Annotated in this window: 14 protein-coding genes; 5 read left to right on the top strand and 9 right to left on the bottom strand. The window is 59.5% G+C overall.

Features of this window, described 5'->3' with window-relative positions; genetic code table 11:
• The 3 genes from EDF70_RS13155 to EDF70_RS13145 all read right to left on the bottom strand — a co-directional run bounded on the left by EDF70_RS13155 (position 1) and on the right by EDF70_RS13145 (position 3,442).
• Entirely contained in the window at positions 1-1,257 is a 1,257-nt protein-coding gene (locus EDF70_RS13155) for an FAD-dependent oxidoreductase (protein WP_245519161.1), read from the bottom strand.
• An 86-nt stretch (positions 1,258-1,343) separates the two neighbouring features.
• Entirely contained in the window at positions 1,344-2,498 is a 1,155-nt protein-coding gene (locus EDF70_RS13150; RefSeq protein WP_132274008.1) for an AI-2E family transporter, read from the bottom strand.
• Positions 2,499-2,578: 80 nt separating this feature from the next.
• On the bottom strand, positions 2,579-3,442 hold the full coding sequence (locus tag EDF70_RS13145) for a VOC family protein (protein WP_132274005.1): 864 nt from the start codon (positions 3,440-3,442) through the stop codon (positions 2,579-2,581).
• 167 nt (positions 3,443-3,609) lie between these two features.
• Here EDF70_RS13145 and EDF70_RS13140 point away from each other — a divergent pair, with 167 nt between their 5' ends.
• The 4 genes from EDF70_RS13140 to EDF70_RS13125 all read left to right on the top strand — a co-directional run bounded on the left by EDF70_RS13140 (position 3,610) and on the right by EDF70_RS13125 (position 5,927).
• Positions 3,610-4,020 carry a universal stress protein gene (locus EDF70_RS13140; RefSeq protein WP_132274003.1) on the top strand — a complete coding sequence of 137 codons (411 nt, stop codon included), beginning with the start codon at positions 3,610-3,612 and terminating at the stop codon, positions 4,018-4,020.
• Between the two features lie 174 nt (positions 4,021-4,194).
• Positions 4,195-4,863, top strand: a complete 669-nt coding sequence (locus EDF70_RS13135; RefSeq protein ID WP_165932048.1) for a hemolysin III family protein — start codon at positions 4,195-4,197, stop codon at positions 4,861-4,863.
• Between the two features lie 73 nt (positions 4,864-4,936).
• Positions 4,937-5,443 carry a GNAT family N-acetyltransferase gene (locus EDF70_RS13130; RefSeq protein WP_132273998.1) on the top strand — a complete coding sequence of 169 codons (507 nt, stop codon included), beginning with the start codon at positions 4,937-4,939 and terminating at the stop codon, positions 5,441-5,443.
• A 73-nt stretch (positions 5,444-5,516) separates the two neighbouring features.
• A complete protein-coding gene (locus EDF70_RS13125; protein ID WP_132273995.1) occupies positions 5,517-5,927 on the top strand; it encodes a cupin domain-containing protein in 411 nt (136 codons plus the stop codon).
• 77 nt (positions 5,928-6,004) lie between these two features.
• On the opposite strand, the gene kdgD is transcribed toward EDF70_RS13125, so the two are convergent.
• Both kdgD and EDF70_RS13115 read right to left on the bottom strand, forming a co-directional pair.
• A complete protein-coding gene (gene kdgD / locus EDF70_RS13120; protein WP_132273993.1) occupies positions 6,005-6,943 on the bottom strand; it encodes a 5-dehydro-4-deoxyglucarate dehydratase in 939 nt (312 codons plus the stop codon).
• An 82-nt stretch (positions 6,944-7,025) separates the two neighbouring features.
• The gene (locus EDF70_RS13115; protein WP_132273990.1) at positions 7,026-7,766 is read right to left on the bottom strand and encodes a FadR/GntR family transcriptional regulator; all 741 of its coding nucleotides are present in this window, start codon (positions 7,764-7,766) and stop codon (positions 7,026-7,028) included.
• Between the two features lie 248 nt (positions 7,767-8,014).
• Between EDF70_RS13115 and EDF70_RS13110 the strand changes: the two genes are divergently transcribed.
• Positions 8,015-9,163 carry a mandelate racemase family protein gene (locus EDF70_RS13110; RefSeq protein WP_132273988.1) on the top strand — a complete coding sequence of 383 codons (1,149 nt, stop codon included), beginning with the start codon at positions 8,015-8,017 and terminating at the stop codon, positions 9,161-9,163.
• A 44-nt stretch (positions 9,164-9,207) separates the two neighbouring features.
• On the opposite strand, the gene EDF70_RS13105 is transcribed toward EDF70_RS13110, so the two are convergent.
• Genes EDF70_RS13105 through EDF70_RS13090 form a run of 4 tightly spaced genes read right to left on the bottom strand, consistent with a single transcriptional unit; the run spans position 9,208 to position 12,636 of the window.
• Positions 9,208-10,263, bottom strand: a complete 1,056-nt coding sequence (locus EDF70_RS13105; protein WP_132273985.1) for an alpha/beta fold hydrolase — start codon at positions 10,261-10,263, stop codon at positions 9,208-9,210.
• Positions 10,263-10,994: a FadR/GntR family transcriptional regulator gene (locus tag EDF70_RS13100; RefSeq protein ID WP_132273982.1), complete on the bottom strand. Its 732-nt coding sequence runs from the start codon at positions 10,992-10,994 to the stop codon at positions 10,263-10,265. Before EDF70_RS13100 ends, EDF70_RS13105 begins: the two co-directional genes overlap by 1 nt.
• A gap of 23 nt (positions 10,995-11,017) precedes the next feature.
• The gene (locus EDF70_RS13095; RefSeq protein WP_132273980.1) at positions 11,018-11,776 is read right to left on the bottom strand and encodes an ABC transporter ATP-binding protein; all 759 of its coding nucleotides are present in this window, start codon (positions 11,774-11,776) and stop codon (positions 11,018-11,020) included.
• Positions 11,773-12,636, bottom strand: coding sequence for an ABC transporter ATP-binding protein (locus EDF70_RS13090; RefSeq protein WP_132273977.1), 864 nt, complete (start codon positions 12,634-12,636; stop codon positions 11,773-11,775). The genes EDF70_RS13095 and EDF70_RS13090 overlap by 4 nt, the downstream gene beginning before the upstream one ends.

Raw genomic sequence — 12,636 nt, 5'->3', positions numbered from 1 at the left:
TCAACCCTTGTCGGTCGGGTCATCCCGGTCAAGGGCAAAGGCCTCGAACCACGCCTGCCTTTGCCCGCCGATCATCGAGGCGATCATGCGCGATGCCATGTAGGAGAAGGTGATGCCATTGCCGCCATATCCATAGGCTGCAAAAATCTTCTTCGTGCCGGGCACCAGCCCGATCAGTGGCAGCCCATCCGAAGTTTCACCAAACGTACCGCACCATGTATGTGATACGCGGCGATCGATATCCGGCCACATTCGCCCCAGTGTTTCCCATAGCCGTGCCACTTTGTCGGCAAGCATGGCATCGCGTTTGTCCGGATCGGCGATCTCGTCATCCTCTCCGCCGATGATGATGCGGTTGTCTGCGGTGACGCGCAGGTAATGGTAGCTTTCCGAGGCCTCCCAAACCAAGGCCCGATCCCGCCACAGTTTTGCAGGGTCCTGTGGCACGGTGGCCAGCGCGAAACTCGATGCCGACGAATGCAGTTTCGGCATCACGAACTGCGGCATCACGTAACCGCTGGCCAGCACGACATGATCGGCCTCGATCACATACGGGCCGTCGGTGGCGATCACCACGCGGCCGCCTTCTTCCGAAAACCCGGTTGCGGATGCTTCGATCAATCCGGCACCACGCGATACCGCCAGATTGAGCAATGACCATGACATGAGCAAGGGATCGGCCTCGGCTGACCCTTCGGAATGGATGGCAGCCTCACGGTCAAAACCGAATTCGCGGCGCAGCGTGGTGTAGTCGAGAAACGTTCCGGGCAGGCCTGCCCGTTGTCGCAGGCCATGTTCCTCCAGTAGCGTGGCGGAATTCACCTCGTCGGCCGCGAGATAGAGCGTCTGGCGCGCAGCAAAATGGCAAGGCAGCGCGTGACGTTCGACCAGTGCGCTGAGACCCGCGACGGCGGAAAGGCTGCGGCGATAGATATCGGCCGAGCGCTCGAAACCGTAATAACGTGTGAGTTCGGCAAGTGGGGCGTCGATCCCCCATTGCAGCATGGCGGTGCTTGCGGCGGTGCTGCCAAGACCTGCCGGTTCGCGATCGATGATCGTCACCTGATGCCCGAGCGCGGTCAGGTGTTCGGCGGCGAGCGAGCCGGTAATGCCGCCGCCGATAATGGCGATGCCTGTACGAAAACTCTCGGTGAGCGGCGTGCTCGCCGGGCTTGTGGCATGCCCACCCCAAGGTGATTTACCGGTAACCAGATCGGTTTGCGTGGTTGCCTCGAAGTCGAAACTGTTATCGCTCACAATATGGTCTTTCGCTACGCGGCGCGCGAGACCGCCCGGACCAGAGGCCCGGCAGCTCCGCAAACCGATGGGTGATAGTGATTTTATCAGGCCGGCAGGCGCGGCACGGTCTTGCGTTCCGGGAACAGTTCGGAAATCACCGTCATCATGATCAGCGATAGCGGTAGCGCCAGCATGGCGCCGACCGCACCCCACATCCATGTCCAGAACAGGATGGCGATGAACACCACGAACGGATTGATTTCCCATTGCCGCCCCATCACTGACGGGAAAACCAGATTTTCCACCACGAGGTGGACCGCGAAGAACACCGCCGCCGGAGCCAGCGCCCAAAGCAGCGAGTCATGGGTGATGATGCCCGCCACAGCCACCGAAAGCGTCATCAGCGTGATGCCGAGGAAGGGCACGAAGCTGGAAACGAAGGCAAACACACCCCACAGGATCGGTGCCGCCAAACCGCCGACATAGGCAATGATCGTCATCGAAACGCCGAGACCGGCATAGATCATCGTTGCCGTGGCGAAATAATAGCCCAGCACTTCCTCGATCGAGTTGATCACGCGGATCGCGACCAGCCGCTGCTGACGGTGCGGGAAAGCCAGGATGATGGTGCGGCGCAGCCGCAGACGGCCGAGCAGGAACAGCAGAAGTGCTGCAAAAAAGATCAGTCCCTGCACGATGGCGGGGGTAAGGCTGGATGTGACGACGCCCAGAATATTGCCGCTATTGTCGATCAGCGACTGCATCGACATTGGCCCCGTTTCGAAACTGGCCGGGCTGATGTTCAGCCAGTGCTGGCGCTCGAGAAATGGCATCAGCTTGTCGATCGTACGCTCGACGAAATTCGGCCCTTCGTCCAGCAGCGTCGTGACCGGTTCGGCCAGCGCATTGATGAGCGCGAAGACCGCAGCGGCGACCAACGAGGACAGGATGATGGCGATGCCGAAACGCGGCACGCCGGCGCGGCCGAGCTTTTCTGCCGCCAATCCGAGGATCATGCCGACGACGATAGCCAGAGTCACCGGAATGAGGATCAGCGACATGTGGTTGACGACCGCAAAGCCGATGATCAGAAAAATGCCGATCAGCGCCCAGGAGCTCGCGACCTCCAGAGCCTCGCGCCCCAGCGGCGCAAACGTTGTCGGATCGTCTGCATCGTCCGACAGGTTATCGGCACGCAGGACCGGCGGCTCTGCGCTGTGTTTTCTGTATCTGCTGTTTTTGATGCTGAGCGTGACCATGTTCCACCGGTTCCCCTTGACGCCCACTAACGCGGCAAAAAGCATCCGGTTCCGCCAGCCTGACAATCAGCAGGAACAGATCACGCCGACAGTGTCAGGCCTATCCCCCAAGGGTCTTTCAGCGATACGCCTTCGGCGGTGCGGGCGGAGGCGATTTCCAGATTGTCCAGCGATGCCACCGCCTGTTCCAAGGCTGCCTTGTCGTTGAAGCGAAGCGAGTAATCCGACAGGCCCGACATGCTATCTGCGCGCGCGCCGGCGCCGCGGCTGTTCCAGATATTGGCCGCGATGTGATGGTGGTAACCGCCGGTGGCAAAGAAGCTCGCGCCCGGATAACGCGCCATCACCTTAAGGCCGAGTACGTCGCGGTAAAATTTTTCAGCCTCGGGCACATTGCCGACCTGCAGGTGAATATGGCCGATGGCGGTGCCTTCCTGCATGCCGGCCCATCTGCCCTTGTCGGCGCTGTCGTAAAGTGCCTGCAGATCCAGTCCTTCGGTCGCCATCTGTACCGTTCCGTCCGGCAACATCGTCCATTCGTCGGGCTTGCGATCGCGGTAAATCTCGATGCCGTTGCCTTCCGGGTCGGAGAGATAGATCGCCTCGCTGACAAGATGGTCGGACGCGCCGTCCAGACGCACGCCGGCATGGGCGGCATGCGCCAGCCAGGCTGCGAGAGCAGAACGGTCAGGCACAAGGAATGCGGTGTGGAACAGGCCCGCCGCCGTTCGCGGCGCGCGTACGACATCGTTGCCTGTAGTGAGGGTCAAAAGCGGCACGCCGGCTACACCGAGCACTTCGCCGCTTCCGGTTTTCTCCAGCGAGGCGAGGCCGATGACGTCCTGATAAAATTTCGACACGGTGGACAGATCCGTTACCACCAGATGGGTCTGGTTGACATGGGCCGGCCGCGTCAGGGCGAAGGGCAGGGGGGTATTGCTCATCATCGATCCTCTCGCTGTGGCGATCCGCCACCTCTTCACCATCGCTTATGTTTGTTTTTGGGCATTCACGATAGGTAAGTTATTGGCGATTAAACGTTCGCTGGTTGTTGACAATCGCCGTGGATCGCCTGCCATCAGTGCTGAACCCGCGGCGTCCGGGGGAAATCATGTACGAGAGAATTATCGTCGCCATCGATACGGCGCAGTTGGACAAGGCTGAGCGCATTTTGAGGCGTGCGATGCGCATGGTGGCGCCCGGCGGCGCTCTTGTTCTGGTCAACGCGGTTGAAGACGTGCCGAGCTATATTTCGGTCGCAGACCCTATCGATCTGACCGTTGCCGCCCGCAAGGCTGCCGATGAGACATTGACGGCGCTGTGCGAGCGCCTCGGCGTGAATGCGCAGATCGAAATCCGTCAGGGTGCCGCTGCGCGCGAAATACTGGCATCGGCAGAGCAGAATGCAGCCGACCTCATTCTGATTGCCTCGCATGTGCCGGATGTTTCCAACTACTTCATCGGCGCCACAGCCGACCGGGTTGTCCGCCATGCCCGCTGTTCGGTGTTGATCGACAGGTGAAGGCGCGGGCAACGTCTTTCAGCGTGCAACGCAATGTGATTCCGAAGATGCGACGCAGCCATTGCCTTGCCGCATGCGCTTGGTCATTCTGACGGTCAAAGAGATGGAGCGACCATGACCAGTCTATCGGACGCGGCCGAGACCAAAAGGCTCGGCAACGCGATTGCCAAACCGATAAGCGAGCTTTTCGATTTTGGACGTGCACATGATTTTGCAGAGATCGTTGCCGATGGCATCGTCCATGGTGTCGGTCTGGTATTCGCGCTTATCGGCGTCACGGCACTGATCTTTTACGCAACGCTGTGGTCGAGCCATGGCGAACTGGCTGCTGCATGGATTTATGGTCTCGGCCTGGTGCTCTGTATCGCCGTGTCGTTCACCTACAATATCTGGCCGACCTCGCGCACCAAATGGATACTTCGCCGTTTTGATCATTCCGCGATTTTCGTGCTGATTGCCGCGACCTACACGCCGTTTCTGCAGCGCGGTTCGCATGAGCCGATGATTGCCATCATGCTGGCTGCCATCTGGCTGGTGGCGATCGGTGGCATCGTGCTGAAATGCGTGTTTCCCGGCCGCTATGATCGATTGGCAATCCTGCTCTATCTCGCCATGGGATGGAGCGGTGTGATGGTCGCCGGGCCGATTTCGGAATATCTGCCACCGGTCACCGTCTGGCTGATTGTTGCCGGCGGCATGATTTATTCGCTCGGCGTCGTCTTTCATGTCTGGGAACGGCTGCGATTCCAAAGGGCAATCTGGCATGCTTTCGTGATTGCCGCTGCCGCAGTCCATTATTCCGCGGTGATGACCTGTTTCAGTCTGTCCGGAATGGGAGCGTAAAGGCTGTTCCGCACGCTGGACAGTCGGGCCTTGCCCCTCTTACATGGGCCACCACCTCTCAGACGGATAGCTCATGTCTTCGACCCCCATCATCCGCGACGCAACCGCCGCCGATCTTCCCGCAATCATGGATATCTACAACGATGCCGTACTGAACACGACGGCGATCTGGAACGATAATGTCGTTGACCTGAAGAACCGAGAGGATTGGTTTTCAGCGCGCATGGCACGCCGTTTTCCGGTTCTCGTGGCCGAGATCGATGGCCGTGTGATGGGGTACGCCTCCTATGGCGACTGGCGGGCCTTTGAAGGTTTTCTGCACACGGTCGAACACTCGGTTTATGTTCATGGCGGTGCGCGCGGCCATGGTGTGGGACGATTGCTGATGGAAGCGCTGATCAAACGCGCTCAGAGCGGTGATATCCATGTCATGGTTGCCTGTATCGAGGCCCAGAACGCGGCGTCGATCCGCCTCCACGAAGCACTGGGTTTTCGCACAGTCGGCACCTTTACCGAAGTCGGCAGGAAATTTGGGCGCTGGCTGGATCTGGCCTGTCTGGAACTGCGTGTCGGTGGATGATTGTCGAGCGTAGAAGTCGCTTGAGACGAAACCAAATCGCTGCGCGGACGTTTGCCGCTAAAGGAGTTCCATCATGAAAATCACACGGAGCGAAGCTCGCCCGTCTCTGACGCCGTCTGCGGATTATTTCACCGGTCAGGTTCGCCAGGACCCGCTGGCGAAGGCTGAAGCGCCGGGTTCTGTACAAGTCGTGAGCGTGACCTTCGAGCCAGGCGCGCGCACCGCATGGCATACGCATCCGCTTGGACAGACACTGGTCGTGACGTCCGGTGCCGGTCTTGTCCAGACATGGGGCGGGCCGATCCGGCCCATTCGCCCCGGCGATGTGGTCTGGTTTCCAGCCGGTGAAAAACATTGGCACGGGGCCGGTCCCGATACGGCCTTGACCCATATCGCCATTCAGGAAGCGTTTGACGGCAATACGGCCGACTGGATGGAAAAGGTGTCGCACGAACAATATGGCGGCGAGATTGAAGACATCTGACAACTGCATGTCAGCGCGTGAAAACAGACAAGGCCGGCATGCGTTGCCGGCCTTGTCCGTCGAAATCGGCGCAGGTTTTACTCAGCTGCCTGCAATTTCGGCGCGGCGTTGCGATAAGGTTCGCACAGCGCTTCGAGCATCTTCACCTCTTCCGCAGTCAGGTCTGTCAGCGGTGCGCGCACGGGGCCGGCATCGAAGCCCATCAGGCGAACGCCTGCCTTGATTGCGGACACTGCGTAACCCTTCTGGCGGTTGCGGATTTCCATGAATGGATAGAAGAAGTCGATGAGGATCCTGTTCGTGGTGGCCGTATCACCAGCGCGCAGCGCCTTGTAGAAATCCTGTGCAAGGCCCGGTACGAAGTTGAACACCGCCGAGGAATAGGTGGTCACGCCGGCACCAAGATAGGCATCGGCAAACAGTTCGGCTGTCGGCATGCCGCCGAGATAGGTCAGGCGATCGCCCATCTTCGCGGTGATCTTGCGAACGAGGCCGATATCGCCGGAACCATCCTTGAAACCAACGAGGTTCGGGCAGGCATCGCACAGGCGGGCGAGTGTTTCGGCCGTGAGGATGGAATTGTCGCGGTTATAGACCATGACGCCGATGCCGACGGACTGGCAGACGGTCTTGATATGCTGGTAGAGGCCTTCCTGGCTGGCATCCATCAGGTAATGCGGCAGCAGAAGAATACCATCGGCGCCGGCCTTTTCGGCAGACTTGGCGATCGATACGGCGATACGCGTGCCGTAACCGCAGCCAGCGACGATCGGTGTCGAACCGGCGGATGCCTTGGCGGCCTTGATGATTTCCGGAATTTCCGAAGGTTCCAGATTGAAGAACTCGCCGGTGCCGCCGGCGGCAAACAGGACGGTGGCGTCGAAGCCGGCCAGCCAGCCGACATGCTGCTCATAGGCCTTGCGGTTGAACAGGCCGTCCGCGCCGAACGGAGTTACCGGAAAGGAGAGAAGACCTGCGCCAAGCGCCTTCTTGAGTTCGTTCGGGTTCGTAGACATCCTGCACCTCTGTTGCTGCGATTTTCAGCAAGCTAACAAGAGATATTATGACTGTCAATTGAGATAATATATTGCCTGAGCCTCAGGGGCGCCTGATCAGCGATCTGTAGCGCTGCTGGCTGCCTTTCAGATGGGTTCGCATGGCATCGCGTGCGGCCGAATCGTTGCTCTCCGCAATCGCACGGGCAATGGCGCTGTGCTCCTTCTGGATCTGCGCCATGTAGTCTGCGGGGGAAGGCGACGTGTCGCCTTCGGTCAACAGGGAGCGCGGGATCATCTGCTTGCCGATTGCCTCAAGAAGCTCCCGAAAACGGGGATTGTTGGTGGCGTCGGCAATGGCAAGATGGAAAGCGCGGTCACTCTCGACTGTCGGGTTTCCGGCAGCGATCTGCTGCTCGATCGCCTCAAGACATTCGAAAATCGTTTCCTGCTGGGCCGGCGACGAGCGCAGGGCAGCAAGGCCGGCGGCTTCGATTTCTATCGCCGCGCGAACTTCAAGCATTTCAATAATGGAGGATACGCGCCCGGCATCGACGTTTCGCAGGCCGCCTTGCAGAAGTCCGTCCTGCGGCTGAAGCACGAAAACGCCCACGCCATGTCGAACTTCAACAAGGCTGTCGGCGCGCAGGGAGGCGATCGCCTCGCGAATTACTGTGCGGCTGACCTGGTGCTGCTCCGTCAGACCGCTTTCGGTCGGCAGTTTGTCGCCAGGCTTGAGATTGCCGCTGGTGATCGCATCACGAATGCGTCGGCTGACCGTCTCGACAAGGTTGCGACCTTTGCGAGCCGGCGCTTTGGCGGTGATGTTATCTGATGTCGTCAAGGCCGTTTCCGCTCCGGTGATGCCATTTCAGTGACTTACTGGCCTGAAAGCGTGCCTGCTTGTCAAGGAGGATGCAAGAAATTCGTTGACGCAGCGGCTTCGGACTATACTATGACAGGACGTCTGATGTATGATGACATGAAACGTCCGCGGGAGCGAGCGTGTTGATGGCGACCTGGTCGACAACACGAAGCGGGACAGACAGAATCGAAATGGCGCAGTTTCTGGCGCTGAGTGAGGAGGAAATTGTGAAGATTGTAGACGTCAATGTGCGGGTGTTTTCCCATACAACGCAGCGACATCAGGATACGGCGGGTCATGCCCATCCGGGTCCACCGCACAAGGTCAATCTGGCGCTTCTGACCGTCGTCGCTGATGATGGCACCGAAGGATATTGTTTTGCCGCGCCGGAAGTCGTTCGCCCGCATGTGGTCGACAAATTCATCAAGAAGGTTCTGATCGGCGAAGATCCGTTCGCGCGCGAGCGTCTGTGGCAGGATCTGGCGCATTGGCAGCGCGGCAGCGCCATGCAGCTGACGGACCGGACGCTCGCGATCGTCGATTGCGCACTTTGGGACCTCGCCGGCCGCAAGCTGAATACGCCGGTCCACAAGCTGATCGGCACCTACCGCGAAAAGATCCCGGCCTATGGCTCGATCATGTGCGGCGACGAACTGGAAAACGGCCTGGCAACGCCGGAGGATTACGGTCGTTTTGCCGAAAAGCTGGTCAAGCGCGGCTACAAGGGCATCAAGCTGCACACCTGGATGCCGCCGGTTTCCTGGGCGCCGGACGTGAAGATGGACCTGAAGGCCTGCGCGGCCGTGCGCGAGGCGGTTGGCCCGGATATCCACCTGATGATCGACGCCTTCCACTGGTACACGCGCACCGAAGCGCTTGAGCTTGGCCGCGGCCTCGAAAAGCTCGATTTCGCCTGGATCGAAGAGCCGATGGACGAACAGAGTTCGGCCTCCTACGCGTGGCTTGCGGAAAACCTCGACATTCCGGTCGTAGGCCCTGAAAGTGCGCATGGCAAACATTTCAATCGTGCGGAATGGATCACATCCAAGGCCTGCGACATTCTCCGCACCGGTGTTCACGATGTCGGCGGCATCAGCCCGGCGATGAAATGCATGCATCTGGCCGAATCCTTCGGCATGAACTGCGAAATTCATGGCAATGGCGCACCGAACCTGATCGTCGCCGCCTGCGTGAAAAACGCGAAGTGGTATGAGCGTGGTCTGCTGCATCCCTTCCTCGAATATGATGACGGTTTCGAATACCTGAACGAACTCGTCGACCCGATGGATGAAGACGGTTTCGTGCATATCTCCGACAAGCCGGGCCTTGGCGAAGACATCAATTTCGACTTCATCAACGCCAATCTGGTCGGTTGATCGCTTAGAGACAGAAGCCCGGCTTACGCAGAGCCGGGCTTCTCTCAAAGGTTCTGAGCAAGCCAGTCGAAAACATGGTCCTGCTGTTCTATCGAGAACACATGGCCACCCGGCCACAGCCGCGTTTCAAGGCGGCTCGGTGCGCCAGCAGCATTCCAGATTGTCTGAAGCTGCCGGTAGGCTTCAGTGGCCACGCTTTCCGGAAAATGCCGGTCATCGGCTCCGGTGAAGAACAATGCCGGTTTCGGTGCGGCAAGCGCGGCAAAATGCGGATAATCCAGCTTTCCGGCGATCTGTGGGTGCAGCATGGAAAAGGCAGACTGGCCACGCCACTGGTTGTTTCCCGGTTGCATCAGTCCCTGCAGTGTTCCCATCCATCCACCGGCAACGCAGACGGAAACGTCATCCGAAAGAGCGGCCAGTTGCCACGAGCGTGAACCGCCCATCGAGTAGCCAAGGCTGGCGATGCGGGATTTGTCGATGCCGGGCAGGTCGCGAAGGAAGGCAAGCGCCTCGAGATCTTCCGAAAGAATGACCGAGGCATAGGATATGCCGAACTGCATCAGGTTTGCCGCCAGCGCCTGCTGCGCCTCGTAACCGTTACCCTTGCGACTGCCCCAGCCGAGCGCATCCGCGCACAGCACGGTATAGCCGCGGCGAACGAGTTCGTTGCCGACAAACCGGCCGCCATAGAGTTTGGCACTCCATTGCTCGATATCGGCGAGCAGTTGGGGATTTTCATCCGGTCGGTTGATCAGCTTTTCCTTGCCGATCGAAAAGAACGAGCCGTGATCGTGCAACAGGAGGACGGCTGCCGTCGGCGCGGCAGTCTTGGGGCGCAGCAAATAGGCACGCGTCGTTTCGCCGTTCGAAAAACCGAGTTCCAGTTCCTGCCCAAGCGCGTCGCCGTCAGACCATTCCGAAATGACCGAGGACGTTGCCCGCGATACGTGATCGACATGCAGTGCAGCTCGCACCTTCCCGCAGGTTGCTGATTTCCAAGACTGAAAATCCAGCGATTCAGGATCAAAGTTCCATTCGAAATGATTGCGGTCGCGAAGACGGCGGGCGATGCCGCACATATTCTCCGCGTCGATCATCAGTCCTGCCGCATTTTTGCGAGCGTTCTGTCCTTGCTGGCAATCAGATGCGCGCGCATTGCTGCTCTTGCGCCATCGGGATCACCTGCCTCGATGGCGGTCAGAATGGCGAGATGCTCCTTGTTTACGCGGGCAAGAAGAGTGGACAGCGTCTTGTCATCGACGGCATGGGTGGTCCGGCGCATGCGTGGCATCAAGGTTTCGCCCAGATAGTTGAAAATGCCGGAAAAATGCTCGTTGTGGCTGGCCGCCGCCACAGCACAGTGAAATTCGAAATCCGCCAGCGTATTGCGCGTCGCGTTCTCTACCGCGTCTTCCATGGTGTCGCAGGCGGCTTTCATGGCCTTGAGGTCGGCCGCATTCCGACGCTCAGCTGCCAGTGCCGCAGCTTCCGACTCGATGCCGATGCGCAACTCAAGTCCCTTGACCATGTTTCCGGCCTGCATCAGGTCGGCATCGCCAAGCCGGAATGGTGTCACGCCGGCATCGTCGCGAACAAAAACGCCGATCCCGTGCTGGATCGACACCAGCCCGCTGGCGCGCAGGTTGGCGACCGCCTCACGCACGACCGTCCGACTGACGCCCAGTTCCTCCATCAATGCTTTTTCCGTCGGCATCTTGGAGCCGCGCGGATATTCATCCTGCTTTATCCGGTCGGAAAGCACGCGCACGATCTGTGAGCTCAGGCTTTCCCGGCGAGCCCAGGTGGCGGGTGGGGCTTCAACTGTCATCGCAAAGGCCTCCGGTTTTGAATTCAAACTGCCTGATCATATTCCAGGCTGGCCTGAATGAGTTCGCGGGCATAAGGGTCTTTCGCCTGTCCCGTCGCCAGCACATCGCGGCTCATAATCTCGACGATGCGGCCGTGTTGCATCACCGCCAGCCGCTCGCACATATGATCGATGACGGCAAGGTCGTGGCTGACAAACAGGTAGGTGAGGTTCCGTTTAGCGCGCAGGTCCGCCAGCAGGTTCAGGACTTCCGCCTGTACCGATACGTCCAGCGCAGACGTCGGTTCATCGAGAAGCAGGATGCGCGGTTCGAGAATGAGGGCGCGGGCAATGGCCACACGCTGGCGTTGGCCACCCGACAGTTCATGCGGATAACGCGACAGAAAATCCGGGTTGAGGCCGACATCGATCAGCGCACGCTCCATGCGCTCTACCTGCCTATCCATGCGGTGGATGCGCAGCGGCTCCTGCAGCGCAGTGCGGATCGACTGGCGCGGATGCAGCGATCCGTATGGGTCCTGAAACACCATCTGCACGGCACGGCAATAATCGGCAAACGGCATGTCGTTGATCGAAGTGCCTTCCAGCCGCACTTCGCCGTCCCACGAATTCAGCAATCGCGCGATACAGCGCAATATGGTCGATTTACCGGAACCGGACTCGCCGACCAATCCGAAAGACTCACCGGCTTCGACTGCAAAACAGACATCACCGAGGATGCGTTTCTTGGCGGCGCTGTAGCCGAGGCTGATCGAAAGATCGCGAACTTCGATGGCACTCATGAGCGCACCTCCAGTGTTTCCTGCGACGGCATCTGCGATTGTCGGTTGAGCACGGGCAAAGGCTTTCTGCTGCCGCCGATATGCGGCTGGGCGGCCAGCAGACCCTTGGTGTAGGGATGTGTGCAGTTGCGCATGTCAGGCGCTGCACGTTCCTCGACGACCTCGCCGTGGCGCATGACCAGAACCCGGTCGCAGAAATTGCGAACCAGATTGAGGTCATGGCTGATCATGATCAGCCCGATGCCCTTGTTGGTGACGAGCTCGTTGAGGATGTTGAGCACCTGCATACGCACCGTCACGTCGAGCGCCGAGGTCGGTTCATCGGCGATGATGATCTGCGGTTCGGGGATCAGCATCATGGCGATCATGATGCGCTGCCCCATGCCGCCCGACACTTCATGCGGATAAAGATCGAAAACCCGTTCGGGATCGCGGATCTGCACTGCCGCCAGCATGTCCAGTGTCTTCTGTTTGGCGACCTGCGTCGAAGCGCTGTAATGGACGCGGTAAGCTTCGGCGATCTGGGCGCCGACCGGGTGCACCGGATTGAGCGAAAATTTCGGGTCCTGCAGGATCATCGAAATGCGCCGGCCGCGAATGTTCAGCATCTGTTTTTCGCTGGCGGCGAGAAGGTCCGTGCCACTGAAATCCATGCGGTCGGCTTCGATCTTGGCGGTCGGCAGCAGTTTCAAGAGCGCGCGACCGATCGTGGATTTGCCGGAGCCGGATTCCCCGACGATGCCGAGGCGCTCGCGACCGAGATCGAAGGAAACGCCTTTGACCACGGTGTTGTAGCTCTTGCCGCTGCGATAGCTGACGCGCAGGTTTTCGACTTTCAGGAGAGGCTGGTTATTGTCCAT

Origin of the sequence: Neorhizobium sp. JUb45 (assembly GCF_004343585.1) — a bacterium.
Lineage (GTDB): Bacteria > Pseudomonadota > Alphaproteobacteria > Rhizobiales > Rhizobiaceae > Neorhizobium.
Note: the sequence above shows the minus strand (reverse complement) of the source record. Positions and strands in the feature narration are given on the sequence as shown.